The sequence below is a fragment of the Pseudomonas sp. MWU12-3103b genome (genome assembly GCF_023100615.1).
Lineage (GTDB): Bacteria > Pseudomonadota > Gammaproteobacteria > Pseudomonadales > Pseudomonadaceae > Aquipseudomonas > Aquipseudomonas putida_A.
This window is the reverse complement of the sequence record NZ_JALMEY010000019.1, coordinates 1-17654: the sequence shown is the minus strand read 5'-3', so window position 1 is coordinate 17654 and position 17654 is coordinate 1. Positions and strand designations below refer to the sequence as shown.

Sequence of the window (17654 nt, the reverse complement as noted above, 5' to 3'; positions counted from 1 at the left end):
CCTTGCGCCATTGCCTACGACTACGCCAGAATCCGCCGGCTTGTGCGCCCAGAGTGCGGGTTCTATCGTGGGTCGGTCGCTGAAAAGCAGCGATCGGGTTTGGTAGCCCGGTTTCACACATGGCGCAAAACGTCACCTTACGCAGATGCCTTCCGGCGCCTGTCTTAATGGTGGCCATGCGCAGGGCGCTTTCGAGCGCGCCGGTTTTTCCATGTGTGCCGGTCTACCAACCTTCGTAATGGCCACCACCCTCGTTTGGTAGCGAATGTGATGGTTCCCTTAGCCACATATGGAGCGTCACCATGTTCAAAGTCACACCAAACCCGCCCGAAACCGAAACGGTCTCCCCCTACGAATCTCCCGATTCCCGAAAACTCAGCGAAGCCGCCGAACGCGCCCTCGACCATTACCTGAACCCCGCCAGCCAAATCATGGCCATGCCCTACACACCCAACGCCATGTTCCTCGCCAACCCCAAAATCGCCACCGAGGAACTGCTGGCGAACGCCAGTGAATCGCTGGGTTCGGCGACGGTGATGTTGGGGGATGTGGCCGCGCTGGTGGAGGGGCCGATTCGCAAGCCGCTGCTGGGCATTGCGCAGGTGGTGATGCTGGGGGAACTGGCGGTGAATCAGGCGTTGGATAATGTTGTGCCGATGGCATAACGAACGCTCTCTCCATGGCGGCGTTAAATAGGCCGCCACGGAGGGACTAACCAGAAACAGGAACGCGTTAGGCATCTGCCTTCAGGACGAACCGATAGGCGAATTCTCAGATTCCCAACATCTCGCTCCGAAAGCTCAAGATCGCCCTGCTATGGTTTGCAGCCTGCCTCTATGCCAGACTTCGACTGCCGTTACTTCTACAAGGATGTTCAAGATGTCGGGCAAACCTGCCGCTCGTATTACCGATCCCACGTCCTGCCCACTACCAGGGCATGGAGTCAATCCAATAGCCTCCGGGTCTCCTGACGTTTTCTTCGATGGCTTGGCTGCCGCCCGACAAACTGACAAGAGCGCATGTGGGAGCGCAATTGTCGGAAACGTCGCCTCCACGGTTCTCATCAATGGCTTGCCCGCAGCAACCTTGGGTAGCACGGGAGCCCATGGCAACAATGTCATCAGTGGCTCCGGTACCGTAATCATTGGCAACTCACATACTCCCGCGCCGTTTACGCCTCCACTTCCGTTAGTCCTGCCTAATACCTTTGGTCAATCATTCAGCGTGCTCAATAGCGAGACCGGTGAGCCATTGGCACTCAGGGATTTTGTTGCAACCATCGACGGGGTAAAAGTCACGGGCGTCACGGACGCAAATGGAGTTGCTCACGTGAAGGCGCCATCGAAAGACTCAAAAATCTCTCTGCACGTCATATTTAATGCTCCGGCAAGAACACTCGACGAACTGTCGGAGGGGCAGTAATGGCTGACAACTTCTCAACGAAAGCGACCGCTCAAAAAATCAAGCCCGGCGAGTTCATGTGCCCTATCCCGGTAAAAGTCGATGATCGTGCGGCGACACGCGAGGCGATCATTCAAAATATCCGAAAGGAAGGCGGCATCTTTACCGAACGCTCCAGTTGGGGAGCGGCCAAGGCCAAACCTGACATGGAAAAGGATTGGGATTATTCAATGATTGCTCTGCACCATGCCGGGCGCTCATACGAATGTACTCCTGGCGGAAGCAAGCAAATGAAAGGCGTTCAATCCCACCACATGGGCAACGGCTTTGATGATATCGGCTACCACTATGGAATCGCATGCGACGGAACGGTTCTCGAAGGACGTGACATCAGATTTCTAGGGTCGAACGTTCACCTATTCAACACAGGCGTGATCGGGATAGTGCTTCTGGAAAACCTGACTACTGCAGAGGAAGGCGGAGACATCGTTGCGAAAGGCAGGGAAACCCTGGAGTACTTCGGGGTCAGCACAACAAACGTCATACCTGCGGCACAGATTGACTCTTTACTGCGCTTGATCAAAGTGCTTAAAGGCGTTTTTCTGATCAAGAATTTTGGCGGCCACCGGGAGTACCCCGGCCAAGTCAGTGAAGGAAAAATCTGTCCCGGCAACATTGGCATGGAGCTTGTCAGAAACATCCGCACCAAGACCGGACTTCTACCACCACCGAAGCCAGGCGCGGAATGAAATATTTTATATTTGCAGGATTGGTCTCGCTTTTAATCATCCTGAACGTGGGCTTCTATAACGAAGTATCTGATGGTGAGTTCAATCGAGTTTTCTTCATTAAGAAGGATCCAAGCATGCGTGTGAAATTTACAAACATCCATGCAAACGATGGGAATTACCGTCGAGTAGAAAAACTCACGAACGAGCAAAGGCAGGACATCATTGACTATTGCAAATACAGATTAGGTATTGACACAAAAGTGTCAACACAAGCTGAAATTGAAATGTGCGCAAAGAGATAAAACAAGACAAGCCGAATAACTGGATGTTCATTCAACCTGTTCAGGAAGCAAAATCAGCGCTCGATCTGATTTTTGATTCCATCAATGGTATTTTCGGCCAATGAATCTATATCGCGGCTTCGTTTACCTGACATTACTTCTCTGCGCTGGCTGTGTAAAAACAGCCAACATCCCGCCCGCCGACCTTACTTTATCGTCTTTCGAATTAGGACCGAATAATCTTTTTACTGTGAAATTCACTTCAACAGTAGATTTGGCTAGCGCATTCAATGATTTCGAGAACTCTAATCAGCTCACGCCAACGCTGATCTGCTCACTAGACGGCGATATGGATTTTTCGTCCAAGCATTCAATCAATATAAAGGCTGAAGGCCTGGTGAATGCGAGCAGCCAAACCAGACCAAATTACACTTTCACCTCAGAGCTTGTTTTCTACAACGCTAGACCCTACGGGACGCAACTCGATCTGAATGATTACGAAGCCGTCCGACCGCTACTAGCCAATAAGGCTTTCATACCCTGCAAGGTAAGCATTACTGCGTATGGATATAAAACCTATTACACAAAGTCATTGATCATTCCAACCACGAAAATGACAGAACAGATATTTAAGAAGCCTTAGATAAAACCTAAGCAAGAACAACCTGAAGTATCTGACTGCTGCTGGATATACCTGGGGGTTATTGGTCGAAAGGAAACCTGCCTCCAGTGGCTCAATCTCCCGTCACAAACCTGTCACCCCCAACCTGCTAACCTCCCCTGCGCCTCCTCCCCACTTACTTAAGAGCCCCAACAAAAGGTGCCCCAAGGTGTACTCCGTCGCCCCACCCCGCCAAAAAATCATCCTCCGCTCCGAAAACCTCCACTCCGAAGACTTCGGCGCCCTCTTCTCCCGGCTCTTCGGCAATCGCTACGCCGACACCCCGCCGATCCCCTCCAACATCATCATCGGCGGCGTCTACGGGCGGCACGACGGGGTCAGTTTCCGGCGTATGCATTACCACGGTGATTTCACCGTCACCTTCCCCGACCCGCAGGACGAGATCACTTTTGTGATTCCCACGGCGGGCAAGATTGTGTTCAACCACCGCACCGAGTCCGTCGGTGTGGCGCAAGTGGGGTTGGCGATTGATAAGGCGGATATCCGCTCGATGCGGTTTCTCGACAATCACGCGCAGCACGGGATTTCGGTGAATCGGGGGCAGTTGACTGAGCGGTTGGCGGCGTTGTTGGGGCGGCCGGTTGTGCAGAAGATTGTGTTTGAGCCGGTGGTGGATCTGCACTCGGCAGCGTTTGGCGGGATCAAGGCGTTGATTGATCTGGCGACGGGGACGGAGTTTGATCTGTTGCTCAACAGCGGGACGCTGATGCCGTCGCGGTTGCGCGAGATGTTGATTGATGCGGTGCTGGAGGCGTGGCCGCACAATTTTACCGAGGCGTTGCGCCAGCCGGCGCCGAGGGTGGCGCCGCGGCATGTGAAGTTGGCGATGGAGTTTATTCAGGCGCATCCCGAGCAGTTGGTGAGTGGGGTTGAGTTGGCGCGGTTGAGCAATGCCAGTCAGCGCGCATTGCAGGATGGGTTTCGGCAGTTTGTCGGGATGTCGATTGTGGCGTATCAGCGGCAGGTGCGGCTGGAGCGCGCTTTCGAGGCGCTGGGGCAGCGGCATTCGGCGTCGGTGACGGAGGTGGCGTTGCGCTTTGGCTTCAGTAATGTCGGGCGGTTTTGTCAGTATTTTCAGCAGGCGTATGGGGTGAGTCCGGCGCATCTGAGAGGGCGGGGTTGATTGGTTTATCGGCGGGGATGCTGGTGGATCAGTTGATGGTGATGTTGGCTGTCATGGCGCCTTCGCGAGCAAGCCCGCTCCCACAGGGTTATGCAGTGGACTCAAGACTGGCGCTGGTCGGTGACACGGCTGATGTGCTGGACTCAGGTTTGGCGGCTGGCGGGGATCTGAATGTGGGAGCGGGCTTGCTCGCGAATGCGATGGGTCAGCCAAGGTGATGTTGGCTGACATGGCGCCTTCGCGAGCAAGCTCGCTCCCACAGGGTTAGTTGGTGGACTCAAGACTGGCGCTGGTCGGTGACACGACTGATGTGATGGGCTCAGGTTTGGCGGCTGGCCGGGATCTGAATGTGGGAGCGGGCTTGCTCGCGAATGCAGTGGGTCAGGCGAGGTGATGGTGACTGACACGGCCTCTTCGCGAGCAAGCCCGCTCCCACAAGTTTTTGCGGTGACTCAGGGTTGGCCGTTCCCTGCTCCACCATATTTTGCTGGTGCTTTGTCAATGGTGGTCGTCCTTGACCTTGCGCGGTTGTCCCTGCTTTAGAACGCGTAACTGGCCTTGAGGCTGCCGCTGAAACCGTGGCTGTCACCGCCGCCGCTGGCACCGACTTCTGCGCCGACGCTGACCGCGCCGAGGCTTGCCATCAGGTTGACGCCGCCGCTGAACTGGTCGCGGTTGTCGAAGGTGGCGCGTTGTTCGATGTCGAGGCCCAGAAGGTGGCCCTGGCTGTTGACGTCGTTGTTGCCCAGGGTGCGTTCGTAGCCGACTCGTACGCCCGGCACCAGTTGCCACGCGCCCATCGCTACCGGGGCGAACGCCACGTTGAGGTTGGCGACGGCACTGCGGCGGGTGGCGGTGTTGTCGTCGACGTCGAGTGCCAGTTCGCTGCCGTTCTCTTTGAAGCCTTTGAGGTCGAGGTGGCTGACGCGCAAGCCGAGGCTTGGTTCGAGGATCATGCCGTTGACCGGCGCGCGGTAACCCAGCGCCAGCGTGGTGCCGGTGAGGTTGCCGTGGGTGTCGCCCTTCGCGGTGCCGAGGCCGCCACCGAGTTCGCGTTTGCTGTCGTAATCGACGTAGCCGGCGCTGGCGTTGGCGTCGACGAACAGCCCGCGTTCCAGGCTGGTGAAGCCGTAGCGCGCGCCGAGGTTGAAGAAGGTGAAATCGGTATCGGCCTCGCCGCCCGCGCCGCCAACAGTGCCTTTGCTGTAGCCGAAGCCGCCATGTGCGCTGAGTTGTTCGGAGAAGCGCTGGGTGATACCAACCATCAGGCCCTGACTGTGTTCGTTGCTGCTCTCGGCGTGGGACGAGCCGTCGGTGCCGAGGTATCCGGCGAGTGCGGTGGTCCACAAGCGGTATTGGCCGACTTTCAGATCGGTGCCACTGGCGTACGGTGCGGCGGCTTGTTCGATCAACGCGTTCTGCCGCAGCAGGTAGCTGGCGGCGTCGGCGTGAACCTGGCCGCCGACCTGGGACTCGACACCGCCGAGGGTGCCGGCGTCGATCGCCGATTGCAGGTAGTAGTTGTAGGCGCTGTAGGTGCCGGACAGGCTGGTGTTCTGCAACTCGCGGAGCAATTGGGCACCGGCAGCGGCGTTGCCGATCAACCCCGCCTGACCCGGCAGGCTGTTGTACTCGACCAGTTTGCCGCGCAACACGTAGATGGTTTCCTGGGACAGGCCGAGGCCTTGTTTGAGGTAGTTGTCCATGCTGCCGTATTCGGCGGTGACCTCATCCAGACCGGCCTGGAGGTAACTGGCCTGCACGCCGAGCAGCGGCGCGTACACCGAAGCCATGCTTGGCGGCATTGCTTTAAGAGTCGCGGCGACGCGGGCGGCGGTGTAGTCGTTGGTCGCCAGGTAGTTGGCCATGATGGTCGCATTGTCGACCCCGGCGATGCTCTGCAGCACGGCGGCGGTCCAGCCGGTGCGGTCCTTGCCGGCGGTGCAATGGAACAATTGTGCGCCGTCGGTGGTAGCCAGTTCGTTGAACAGCTTGCCGAATTGACCGCGCATCCCGGCGTCGCTGACGAAGGCGCGGTTGGTCTGCTCCATCATGGCGATGGCGTCGGCGGCGCTTTTGAACGACACGGTGGTGATGTTCGCACCCGAGGTGGTGCTGCCGATGATGTCGATGTTCTGGTAGGTCGCGCCGGTCAGCATCGTGTCCGGCGTGCCGGCGATTTCGCTCGGCGTGCGCAGGTCGTAGACGGCTTTGATGCCGAGGCTGTTGAGGGTCGCCAGATCCGCTGCCGACGGCGTGATCGCGTTGGAGCGGTAAAACACGCCGCTACGCATGGTGCCGTCGTGGGCGGTGGAATACGCAGTAGTCAGGCCGGCGACATCACGAAAATTGTCGATGCTTTGCAGGCGCGGCGTGTCGAGCACCACAGGCTCGGCGGCGTGGGCGGCGGCGATGGACAGGCTCAGAACGGACAGCGAACACACAAGACGTTGAAACACAGTGCAGCCTCATTGGAATTAGCGTTGGGCTGGCTACTATCTGCAATCAACTGATACTGAATATGACAGAACGACTGCGCACGCAAATGCCTGCGCGATTGGGCCGTGGGCTGCGTTTTTTGTCCGTATCTGCCGGAGAGCCACTGTAGGAGTGAGCCTGCTCGCGATAGCGGTGTGTCAGACAACGCAAATGTCAGCGATATACCGCTATCGCGAGCAGGCTCACTCCTACAGGGTTCGGTGATGAATGTGGAGTTTTCGGTTGAAGGCGATTCCGTCCATAATCCCTCCCCCAAATGGACTGACACAGGAAATGTGAAATGGACACCACTCAATGGCTCGGTTTGTTCGAGCGCGCCTTTCAAGGCATGGAGAAGAATCTTGAGCAAGTGCTGCAACTCAACAGTTGCCGCGAGCATTGGATTCAAGCCCAGATCAGTCTGCAAGCCTGGTTCGAAGATGAGATCGAGATCTGGACGGATCTGCCGATAGGCGACCGACGCAAAGCGGACCTGTACTCATTGGACGACAACGGCGCGCCGAGGATGGTCGCCGAAATCAAATGCCTGGGCGATGTCTCGCAGGCGAAGTGCCTGGAAGGCGATTGGTCGGTGCGGGCCGATGTTGATCGGTTGCGCTCTTTCGAGTGCCCTACCCGCCTGTTCGTCCTGGTCATCGCTAAAGGCGAGCGCGAAACCAATACCGGACGTCGCCTTCGCGAAGATGAATGGGTGGATGGCCGGACATGCGTCACTGTGGATCTGCAATTTGCCCTGGTTCGGATGTGGGCTTTGTAGGTCAAGTTCTTCATCCACTTCTGCACGCGACGTGGGCCGACATCGCGGCTCGCTCGGGTGCGCCGTTGCTCAACATCGAAGTGATTTGCTCGGATCGACGTGAGCATCGTCGTCGGGTTGAGCAGCGGCAATCAGACGTCACGGGGCTGACATCACCGAGTTGGTTTTCTGTTGTGAATCACGAATATGAGGCCTGGACGCAGCCGATCCTTCGGCTCGACACCACGAGTCTCTCCGTGGATCAGGCGGTGGAAATCATTGTGGGAACTGGCCTGCTGGCGATTGGGGCGAGCCTGCCAAAGTGATGGCGACTGACACGGCCCTATCGCTGGCAAGCCAGCTCCCACAGTTTTTTGCGGTGAGCTCAGGGTTGGCGGCTGCCAGAGATCCAACGTGGGAGCTAGCCTGCTAGCGATTGCGGTGCATGACGATCTCCAGCTCCTCGCCCGACTCCGGCACCTGAAAGTAGCTGGAGATCAAATCAAACTCTGCATCCGACGCCGCAAACTCATGTTCGGCCAGCGCATTGCGTGCATGTAGCCGGGCGCGGCAAGTATCGTCATCCACCGCGAGATAGTGCAGGCAATGCGGCACTTTTGCAGTATCCGCCAGCCCTCGCAGCCACTGCCGATCCGCCACGGTATTGGCTGGAAAATCCAGCACCACACTCACTCCCGCGGTAAGCACATCGATCACCAACGGCCCCAGCACGCCGCGAATCTGCCGCGCACATCGAAGGTAATCCGCAACGGATTTGATCTGCTCCGGATACAGCCGCACCAGCCACTGATCCTCACTGAGCACCAGCGCGCGCTGCTCCTCAGCCAGTAATTGGGCCAGTGTCGATTTGCCCGAGGCGATCTTGCCGCACATCAGGTGTAGTGTGGGTGCACGCATTGGGGACGCTTCCTTATGTCGATTGCTGGATAATGCCCAACGCCTGTCGGCGAGGCAATTGATGCGCATGACCCAACGAGGAACCCAGATGACCACAATCACCGCACGCCAATGCTCGTCCTGGGTGCTACTTACCCTGCTCGCCACTGCCATGGCGCTGACGGCCGGCTGTTCGAGCAAGCGCTACGCCACCAACGGCTCGAACTGCTACGCCAAAGCCGTGCCCACTTCCGGCGAAGGCGGTCTGGCCTGGGGCGACACCTTGAGCATGGCGCGCAAGAAATCGATGAATAACTGCATGCGTTATGCGAGCCGCTCCGGAGGGACGCCGAACACTTGCCAGGTGGTGCAGGCGCAGTGCAAGCGCTGACGGCACCGATAATGATGTTGGCTGAAACGGCCCTATCGCTGGCAAGCCAGCTCCCACAGGGTTATTGGGTGGACTCAGGATTGGCGGCTGCCAGAAATCCAATGTGGGAGCGAGCTTGCTCGCGAATGCGATCTGTCAGCCAAAGCGATGGCGACTGACACGCCCTCTTCGCGAGCAGGCTCGCTCCCACATGGGGTTGTGCAGTGGACTCAGAATTAGCGGCGGGTTCCCGCAGGTTTTGCGGCGGAGACGGGATTGGCGTCCAGTGTGCCGCCCTGAACCATGCGGTTCATGGCGTTGGCGTTCAAGTACACAGCAGTATTCGTGAGAGTCATTTTGCCGCCCACCTACAACCCGCCGTAAACCTCCTTGAAACCTTCCAGCACGCCGGCCAATGCACCGACGTTGCCACTGCCGGCAACATCGTAGAAATCGCCGACACCTTCATAATCCACCTCGACGTCAGCCACCAGAAAGTTGAGCCGCTTCGACTTCACGACCTTCTCTTCCATCCTTGAATCTCCATGTCCCCACAATAATCACTTGTGGTGAGGGGATTCATCCCCGATGGACTGCGTAGCAGGCCCGCTTCTCTATTGGTTGAAGAAGCCCGGCCCACTTTGCGCGCCATCGGGGATAAATCCCCTCACGACAGGTTTACTCAGCAGAAGTGACCGTCTGCTATCAGCGATTCAAACCCGCCGCATTGGCGCGCGCCGCGTGTAGCTTCTTGTAGCTGTCGATCAGACGCAGGTGACGATCCAGCCCTTCGAGCTTCATGCTGGTCGGCGTCAGACCGTAGAAACGCACGCTGCCATTGACCGAACCGATCGCCGCGTCCATGCGCTCGTCGCCGAACATGCGGCGGAAGTTGGCCTCGTAATCGGACAGTTCCAGATCCTCGTCCAGTTCCATTTCCAGGCACACGTTCACCGCTTGGTAGAACAAGCCGCGTTCGACGGTGTTGTCGTTGTATTGCAGGAAGGCTTCGACCAGATCCTTGGCCTGTTCGAATTTCTGCAGGGCGAGGTAGATCAGCAGGCGCAGTTCCAGAATCGTTAGTTTGCCCCACGGCGTGTTGTCGTCGAACTCGATACCGATCAGCGTGGTGATGTCGGTGTAATCATCCAGCTCGCTGTTTTCCAGGCCTTGAGCAAGGTTGCGCAGACCGACCTTGCTCAGGCTGTGCAGGTTGAGGATGTCGGCACGGAATTGCAGGGCCTTGTTGGTATTGTCCCAGATCAGGTCGTCCACCGGATAGATTTCCGAGTAGTCCGGCACCAGGATCCGGCAGGCATTGGCGCCGAGGTCGTCGTAGACCGCCATGTAGGCTTCTTTGCCCATGTCTTCAAGGATGCCGAACAGGGTTGCGGCTTCTTCGGCGTTGGAGTTTTCGCCTTGACCTGAGAAGTCCCACTCGACGAATTCGAAGTCAGACTTGGCACTGAAGAAGCGCCACGACACCACACCGCTGGAGTCGATAAAGTGTTCGACGAAGTTGTTCGGTTCGGTCACTGCCTGGCCGGAGAATGTCGGCTGCGGCAGATCGTTCAAGCCTTCGAAACTGCGGCCTTGCAGCAGTTCGGTCAGGCTGCGTTCCAGCGCCACTTCCAGGCTTGGGTGCGCGCCGAACGAGGCGAACACGCCGCCAGTGCGCGGGTTCATCAGGGTCACGCACATCACCGGGAATTCACCGCCCAGCGACGCGTCCTTGACCAGCACCGGGAAGCCCTGCTCTTCCAGGCCGTTGATCCCGGCGAGAATGCTTGGGTACTTCTCCAGCACTTCCTGCGGCACGTCGGGCAAAGCCATCTCGCCTTCGAGAATTTCGCGTTTGACCGCGCGCTCGAAGATCTCCGACAGACATTGCACCTGGGCTTCAGCCAAGGTATTGCCGGCGCTCATGCCGTTGCTCAGGAACAGGTTTTCGATCAGGTTCGACGGGAAGTACACCACCTCGCCATCCGACTGGCGCACGAACGGCAGCGAGCAGATGCCGCGCTGGGTGTTGCCGGAGTTGGTGTCGAACAGGTGCGAGCCTTTGAGCTCGCCGTCGCGGTTGTAAATGTCCAGGCAGTATGGGTCGAGAATCTCTGCCGGCAGCTCGTCTTTCGGGCCCGGCTTGAACCAGCGCTCGTTCGGATAATGCACGAACTCGGCGGTGGCGATGTCCTCGCCCCAGAACTGGTCGTTGTAGAAGAAGTTGCAGTTCAGGCGCTCGATGAACTCGCCCAGTGCCGAGGCCAGCGCGCCCTCTTTGGTCGCGCCTTTGCCGTTGGTGAAACACATGGGCGAATGCGCATCACGGATGTGCAGCGACCATACGTTAGGCACAATGTTGCGCCACGAGGCGATTTCGATCTTCATCCCCAGATCGGCGAGAATCCCCGACATGTTGGCGATGGTCTGCTCCAGCGGCAGATCTTTACCGGCAATGTAGGTGCCGGCTTCGGAAGTCGAATGCGGAATCAACAAGGCCTGCGCATCGGCGTCGAGGTTCTCGACTTCCTCGATCACAAACTCGGGACCGGTCTGCACAACCTTCTTCACCGTGCAGCGATCAATCGAACGCAGGATGCCCAGACGATCTTTCTCGGAAATGTCCGCCGGCAGTTCGACCTGGATCTTGAAGATCTGGTTGTAACGGTTTTCCGGGTCGACGATGTTGTTCTGCGACAGGCGAATATTCTCGGTCGGGATATTGCGCGTTTCGCAGTACAGCTTCACGAAGTAAGCCGCGCACAAGGCCGACGACGCCAGGAAGTAGTCGAACGGCCCCGGTGCCGAGCCATCGCCCTTGTAGCGAATGGGCTGATCGGCGATCACCGTGAAGTCGTCGAACTTGGCTTCAAGTCGAAGGTTGTCGAGAAAGTTGACCTTGATTTCCATGCGGGTTTACCAGAGAGCAGAAACGAATTGGCGGCCATTATCCGGGTTTTCAGCCTGACGTCTTGTGCTTTTGCGTAATCGCCGCCGGGTGGGCTCTGCTGCGTCTTGGCGGGTGCGAACGACAAAAATGCCCTGAGCAGTGAATTTTTTCGTGTCTTCTTGTATCTGACGGAAAGAACCCATGCCAGCAAAACAATGGCATCGAATCCGTTCAGCTATGAGTGACCCGCATGAAATCAAGGAAAAACAAGGTCAATCCCATCGGATTGAAAGACATCACGATTGTCGACGACGCCAAGATGCGCAAGGCGATCACCGCTGCCGCACTGGGCAACGCCATGGAATGGTTCGACTTCGGGGTGTACGGCTTCGTCGCCTATGCACTGGGCAAGATATTCTTCCCCGGCGCCGATCCTGGCGTGCAGATGATCGCAGCGCTGGCGACCTTCTCGGTGCCGTTCCTGATCCGTCCGTTGGGCGGGCTGTTCTTCGGTGCGCTGGGCGACAAATACGGGCGGCAGAAAGTGCTGGCCGCGACCATCGTGATCATGTCGCTGAGTACCTTCGCCATCGGCCTGATACCGTCGTATGAGTCGATCGGCATCTGGGCGCCGATCCTGCTGTTGCTGGCGAAAATGGCTCAGGGCTTCTCGGTCGGCGGTGAGTACACCGGCGCCTCGATTTTCGTCGCCGAATATGCGCCCGACCGCAAGCGCGGTTTCCTTGGCAGTTGGCTGGACTTCGGCTCGATTGCCGGTTTCGTCCTCGGCGCCGGTGTGGTGGTGCTGATTTCAACGATCATCGGCGAAGAGAAATTCCTTGAATGGGGCTGGCGTCTGCCGTTCTTCCTCGCCCTGCCGCTGGGCATGATCGGCCTTTATCTGCGGCATGCGCTGGAAGAAACGCCGGCGTTTCAACAGCACGTCGAGAAACTCGAAGAAGGCGACCGCGAAGGTCTGGCGGGCGGGCCGAAGGTCTCGTTCAAGGAAGTCGCGACCAAACACTGGCGCAGTCTGATGACCTGCATTGGCGTGGTAGCGGTGACCAACGTCACCTATTACATGCTGCTGACCTACATGCCGAGCTACCTGTCGCACAACCTGCACTACAGCGAAAACCGTGGTGTGCTGATCATCATCGCGATCATGGTCGGCATGCTGTTCGTGCAACCGGCGATTGGTTTTATCAGCGATAAGATCGGCCGCAAGCCCTTCATTGTGGTTGGTAGCATCGGTCTGTTCCTGCTGGCGATCCCCGCGTTCATGCTGATCAACAGCGGCAAGATCGGCCTGATTTTCTCCGGCCTGCTGATCCTCGCGGTATTGCTGAACTTCTTCATCGGCGTCATGGCTTCGACCCTGCCGGCGATGTTCCCCACACACATCCGCTACAGCGCGCTGGCCGCCGCGTTCAACGTCTCGGTGTTGATCGCCGGTCTGACCCCGACGGCCGTGGCCTGGCTGGTGGAAAGCACCAACAACCTGTACATGCCGGCCTACTACCTGATGGTGATTGCCGTGGTCGGCCTGATCACCGGCGTGACCATGAAAGAGACCGCCAACAAACCGCTGCGCGGTGCTGCACCGGCGGCGTCGGACCTTGAGGAAGCCAAGGAACTGCTCAAGGAACACCACGACAACATCGAGCAGAAAATCGAAGACATCGACGCCGAAATCGCCGAGCTGGAAGCCAAGCGCAAGGAGTTGGTGCAGCAGCATCCGCGCATCAACTGATGTAATGACTGACGGCGGCCCTGCCCGGAGGCCGCCGTCGCTCAACGCGTCACAACACGAAGCCGTCACCGATCAAGCGCACCAGAACCTCCCCCGCCTCACTCAATTCACCCGGTGCCTGCATCAGGCGCAACTCGTGCAGCGGCAACTCGGGTAACCCCTCCTCACTGCTCAACACGCGCATGCCGGGTCGCACTTGCGCACGATCAACAATGCCCACCGCCAGTCCGGCCTCGATGGCTGTTTCCAGCGCGCTGGCACCGGCGCTGACAATCACTGCGCGCCACCGGCGTCCCTGCTCGCTCAATGCATCCACGGCAACGCTGCGATAGGGACAACCCTTGCCGTGCAAGGCCAGCGGTACCGGCCGGGTGAGATCCTGCGTGTAATTGTGCGCGGCGACCCACACGGGCTGGGTCAGGCCCAGCATCCTTACGCAACGCGTCGATGGCGGCGCGTCTGCGACGACCACCAGCAACGCCAGATCCAGTTGCCCGCGTTCCAGACGCGCACTCAACCGACCGCTGGCACCCGTTTCGACTTCCAGCTCGATGTGCGGAAAATCTGCCGACAGGTGCGGCAACGTACAGCCCAGGACCGCGCCGGCGTATTCCTCGGAAATCCCCAGGCGAACCCGCCCGCTGGCCAGCGGCGTGCTGAAACTCGCCAGCAATTGATCGTGATGGCGTAGCAAATCGGCGCTCTGCAGGGCGAAGCGTCGACCCAGTGGCGTGAGGTTGACCGTCTGGTTATCGCGCTCCAGCAAGCGCCCGCCCGCCAGCGCTTCCAGACGCCGCACATGCAGGCTGACCGCTGACGGGCTCTTGTTGAGGAAACTCGCGGCGGCGAGAAATTGCCCGAAGCGCACGATTGCCTGAAAGGTGCGCAACAGTTCGATATCAAGGGCTTCGGCCATGCTTGAGAATTCCTGCATCAGTGGTGCGGATCGTATCGTTTGAATGCATCAGTGCTTGATTCATATCATCGAACTCATTCCTCTGTCAGGTGCCATGCGATGAACGTCATGCCTGTTCGTTTTTTACTGCTGATGGCAATGGTGGTCAGCTGGAGTTCGGGGTTCATTGGCTATCGCTACGTCGCCGATCAGGGCAGCGTATACCTGGCCTCGTTGTGGCGTTTTGTATTGGCGGCATTGCTGTTGCTGCCGTTCGCCTGGGCCGGCTTGCGTGGTTTACGCGGCAAGGACATGTGGCATCAGGCACTGCTTGGGCTATTCGCGATGGGTGGCTACATCGGACCGATTGCCGCCTCGATTCAACTTGGCGTCACGCCTGGCACTGCGTCACTGTTTGCCAATCTGTTGCCGCTGACGATCGTGCTGCTGGCCGGCAGCGTCCCAGGCCAGCGCACACGTGGCTGGCAATGGCTGGGTGTGGCGCTGTGCGTGATCGGCATGCTGCTGGCCAGCGCCGCGAGTGTCGAATGGGCCGGTGCGGGGTTGTGGGCCTACAGCTTACCGTTACTGGCGGTATTGTCGCTGGCGGCGGCCACCTTGTTTGAGAAAGCCCGGCCGGGCATTGCAATACCGGCCACCACGGCGCTGTTCATTCAGGTATGCGCGGTGATTCCTGTATTTGCGCTGCTGGCTGGCCTTGAGGGTGAATTGCGCCCGCCCATCACTGCGGATTTCGTCAGTGGCGTGCTGTGGCTGGTGATCTTCTCGACGTTTGGTGGCTACGGATTTTATTGGCTGTGCTTGCAGCAATTCAGCATACAGCGCATCAGTGGCGCGCTGTTTCTGACGCCACCGGTGACATTGTTGTGGGCGTGGATGCAGTTCGACGATCCGCTGAGTGCCAGCGCGCTACTCGGTATCGGTCTGACCCTGGTCGGGTTGCCATTGCTGGGGCGAGCGCCGAGCGAAAAAGTGTGTGCCGTCGGCATTCGCCAGGAAACTAAATCCGCTGGCGACAAGTCACTGACTTAGCGGAGGTTGAGGCATTTCGCCGAACCTCGTTTATTGAAGATGCCAGCGTGGTCACTCATACCAATCGTCGCAACAACCTCTCGCTGGACAGCCTGAATTTCTTCCTCGCCGATGTGCGCGATGGTCTCGGGCCGTATCTGGCCATTTACCTGCTGGCCGTTCATCACTGGGAGCCGGCCAGCATCGGGCTGGTGATGACCCTCGCTGGCATTGCCGCCCTTGTCACCCAGACGCCCGCCGGTGCCCTGGTCGACAACACACGCAGTAAACGAGCAGTGATCGCGATTGCCGCGTTACTGGTGACCGGCAGTTGCGTGGTGTTGCCCTTCGTGACGTCCTTCAGTCTGGTAGCGATCACCCAAGCGCTGAGCGCCGCCGCGGCATCGGTGTTTGCTCCGGCCATTTCGGCGATCACCCTGGGCATCACCGGGCCGCGCGCGTTCACCCGACGCACCGGACGCAACGAGACCTTCAACCATGCCGGCAACGCCTGCGCGGCGCTGCTGGCCGGTGGATTCGCGTACCTGTTCGGGCCGGTGGCGGTGTTTTATCTGATGGCGGTCATGGCGCTGTGCAGTGTTATCGCCGTGAGCTTCGTCGATGCCAACGCGATCAACCATGATCTGGCCCGGGGCCTTGACCCCAGCGACACTACACACAATAAAGCGCCCTCGGGATTGGCGGTGTTGCTGACCAACAGGGCGCTGCTGATGTTCGCCATCTGCTGCGCCCTCTTTCACCTGGCCAACGCAGCGATGCTGCCACTGGTGAGCCAGAAACTGGCGCAGGTCAACTTGCAGATGGCGACGCCACTGACCTCGGCCTGTATCGTTACCGCACAACTGGTCATGGTGCCGGTCGCCTTGCTGGTCGGGGCCAAAGCCGATGTGTGGGGACGCAAGCCGCTGCTACTCGCAGGCTTCCTGATTCTGCCGCTGCGTGGCGTGCTTTATACGTTATCCGCCGACCCTTACTGGTTGGTAGCGGTGCAGATGCTCGACGGCGTCGGCGCGGGGATCTTCGGTGCGCTGTTCCCGGTGGTAGTGAAAGACCTGACGCTGGGCACTGGACACTTCAACATCAGCCTCGGCGCTCTCTCGACGGTGTTTGGTCTGGGCGCAGCATTGAGTGCCAGCGTGGCGGGCATTGTGCTGCAGGAGGCCGGTTACAACGCGGCATTTCTGACCCTGGCGGTGATTGCCGGAGTGGCGTTTGTGCTGTTGTGGCTGGCGGTACCTGAGACATTGCCGCGGGTGGGGAATATTGAGCCGGTGCTGCAACCTGAGGAGGAAAGATTTGGCTAAGAATGTGCTTGAGTTCAGCGATAGTGATCTGGCACAGATGCAACGCTTCAATCGCAAGCTCGCCTGGCTGCCGCGTTTTCGCATCCGCAATCGGCTGACGCCGCGTTTGATCCAGGCATTGCTGCGTGCCAGTCAGATTGTCAGCGCGGATAAAACGCTCAAGCATGATCTTCATGCGCAAAACACTGTGGTGTATTCGCAAGGTGTGTCAGTACCCGTCCGAATCATCCGCCCGCAAGGAAAGGCTCAAGGTGTGGTGCTGGATTACCACGGTGGCGGCTGGGTGATCGGCAATGCACGGATGAACGACGACCTTAATATCGGCATGGTCAAGGCATGCAACGTGGCGGTGGTATCGGTCGACTATCGGTTGGCAGTCAATACGCCAGTTGAGGATCTCATGCAGGATTGTCTGTGCGCCGCACGCTGGCTGCTGAGCGATGATTGCACGGAGTTCGTCGGCCTGCCGGTAATCGTTGTCGGCGAATCGGCAGGCGCGCATCTGGCAGCTGCCACCCTGTTAGCGCTCAAAGCATCATCCGATCTGCTGCAGCGGGTCAGCGGCGCCCTGCTCTATTACGGCGTTTACGATCTCGCCGGCACCCCAAGCGTGCACGCAGCACCTGCTGAAACGCTGGTACTCGACGGCCCGGGAATGGTCGAGGCGCTACGCTTGTTGACTCCAGGATTGAGCGATGATGAACGCCGGCAGGCGCCACTGTCTCCGCTGTACGGCGACTTGAGCGGATTGCCACCGGCGTTGATGTTCACCGGTGAACTGGATCCGCTGCGCGATGACACGCTGGAACTGGCTGAGCGCTGGCAACGGTCAGCACCGGTTGAAATCCATCTACTGCCCTCGTCCGCCCATGGCTTTATCCATTTTCCGACCACCATGGCTAGTCGTGTTTTGGCCTACAGTCGGGCTTGGATTTCGCGTCAGATCAGGGCAAAAACAAGCAGTTAGGGCCTGTATTGGCAGGAAAATAATTTCCTGCGGGCAAAACAAAACCCCAACTGCTTTCGCAATTGGGGTTTC

General features: G+C 58.6%; 16 protein-coding genes. 11 read left to right on the top strand and 5 right to left on the bottom strand.

The genetic code is table 11. The features are described from left to right. Window positions 1-302 precede the first annotated feature (302 nt). From M0808_RS24450 to M0808_RS24435, 4 genes are all read left to right on the top strand, one after another. Window positions 303-665: a hypothetical protein gene (locus tag M0808_RS24450; protein WP_247842678.1), complete on the top strand. Its 363-nt coding sequence runs from the start codon at window positions 303-305 to the stop codon at window positions 663-665. Between the two features lie 214 nt (window positions 666-879). Then, complete coding sequence (locus M0808_RS24445) at window positions 880-1422, top strand: PAAR domain-containing protein (RefSeq protein ID WP_247842677.1); 543 nt, start codon at window positions 880-882, stop codon at window positions 1420-1422. Further along, window positions 1422-2150: a peptidoglycan recognition family protein gene (locus M0808_RS24440; RefSeq protein WP_247842676.1), complete on the top strand. Its 729-nt coding sequence runs from the start codon at window positions 1422-1424 to the stop codon at window positions 2148-2150. The genes M0808_RS24445 and M0808_RS24440 overlap by 1 nt, the downstream gene beginning before the upstream one ends. Before the next feature lie 1093 nt (window positions 2151-3243). Next, window positions 3244-4218 (top strand): AraC family transcriptional regulator, encoded by a 975-nt coding sequence (locus tag M0808_RS24435; protein ID WP_210559170.1) that lies wholly within the window; start codon window positions 3244-3246, stop codon window positions 4216-4218. A 539-nt stretch (window positions 4219-4757) separates the two neighbouring features. On the opposite strand, the gene M0808_RS24430 is transcribed toward M0808_RS24435, so the two are convergent. After that, entirely contained in the window at window positions 4758-6677 is a 1920-nt protein-coding gene (locus M0808_RS24430; protein WP_247842675.1) for a tyrosine-protein phosphatase, read from the bottom strand. Between the two features lie 320 nt (window positions 6678-6997). On the opposite strand from M0808_RS24430, the gene M0808_RS24425 reads away from it, so the two are divergent. Both M0808_RS24425 and M0808_RS24420 read left to right on the top strand, forming a co-directional pair. Continuing rightward, a complete protein-coding gene (locus M0808_RS24425) occupies window positions 6998-7474 on the top strand; it encodes a hypothetical protein (RefSeq protein ID WP_027613790.1) in 477 nt (158 codons plus the stop codon). 65 nt (window positions 7475-7539) lie between these two features. Beyond that, window positions 7540-7779, top strand: a complete 240-nt coding sequence (locus M0808_RS24420) for a hypothetical protein (protein ID WP_247842674.1) — start codon at window positions 7540-7542, stop codon at window positions 7777-7779. Window positions 7780-7882: 103 nt separating this feature from the next. On the opposite strand, the gene M0808_RS24415 is transcribed toward M0808_RS24420, so the two are convergent. Then, window positions 7883-8371 carry an ATP-binding protein gene (locus M0808_RS24415; protein WP_247842673.1) on the bottom strand — a complete coding sequence of 163 codons (489 nt, stop codon included), beginning with the start codon at window positions 8369-8371 and terminating at the stop codon, window positions 7883-7885. A gap of 88 nt (window positions 8372-8459) precedes the next feature. On the opposite strand from M0808_RS24415, the gene M0808_RS24410 reads away from it, so the two are divergent. Beyond that, complete coding sequence (locus M0808_RS24410) at window positions 8460-8741, top strand: hypothetical protein (RefSeq protein ID WP_247842672.1); 282 nt, start codon at window positions 8460-8462, stop codon at window positions 8739-8741. 347 nt (window positions 8742-9088) lie between these two features. On the opposite strand, the gene M0808_RS24405 is transcribed toward M0808_RS24410, so the two are convergent. Both M0808_RS24405 and M0808_RS24400 read right to left on the bottom strand, forming a co-directional pair. Beyond that, window positions 9089-9253: a hypothetical protein gene (locus M0808_RS24405; protein ID WP_247842671.1), complete on the bottom strand. Its 165-nt coding sequence runs from the start codon at window positions 9251-9253 to the stop codon at window positions 9089-9091. 172 nt (window positions 9254-9425) lie between these two features. Continuing rightward, complete coding sequence (locus M0808_RS24400; protein WP_247842670.1) at window positions 9426-11630, bottom strand: OsmC domain/YcaO domain-containing protein; 2205 nt, start codon at window positions 11628-11630, stop codon at window positions 9426-9428. Between the two features lie 230 nt (window positions 11631-11860). Here M0808_RS24400 and proP point away from each other — a divergent pair, with 230 nt between their 5' ends. Further along, window positions 11861-13363: a glycine betaine/L-proline transporter ProP gene (gene proP, locus M0808_RS24395; RefSeq protein ID WP_027613786.1), complete on the top strand. Its 1503-nt coding sequence runs from the start codon at window positions 11861-11863 to the stop codon at window positions 13361-13363. A gap of 49 nt (window positions 13364-13412) precedes the next feature. Here proP and M0808_RS24390 read toward each other — a convergent pair whose 3' ends face one another. Continuing rightward, complete coding sequence (locus M0808_RS24390; protein WP_098968353.1) at window positions 13413-14279, bottom strand: LysR substrate-binding domain-containing protein; 867 nt, start codon at window positions 14277-14279, stop codon at window positions 13413-13415. A 99-nt stretch (window positions 14280-14378) separates the two neighbouring features. Between M0808_RS24390 and M0808_RS24385 the strand changes: the two genes are divergently transcribed. From M0808_RS24385 to M0808_RS24375, 3 genes are read left to right on the top strand one after another with little or no spacing between them, the layout of a single operon-like run. Then, a complete protein-coding gene (locus M0808_RS24385) occupies window positions 14379-15311 on the top strand; it encodes a DMT family transporter (protein WP_240795652.1) in 933 nt (310 codons plus the stop codon). A gap of 47 nt (window positions 15312-15358) precedes the next feature. Further along, entirely contained in the window at window positions 15359-16615 is a 1257-nt protein-coding gene (locus M0808_RS24380; protein ID WP_247842669.1) for an MFS transporter, read from the top strand. Window positions 16616-16652: 37 nt separating this feature from the next. Continuing rightward, window positions 16653-17582, top strand: coding sequence for an alpha/beta hydrolase fold domain-containing protein (locus M0808_RS24375; RefSeq protein ID WP_247842736.1), 930 nt, complete (start codon window positions 16653-16655; stop codon window positions 17580-17582). Window positions 17583-17654 lie beyond the last annotated feature (72 nt).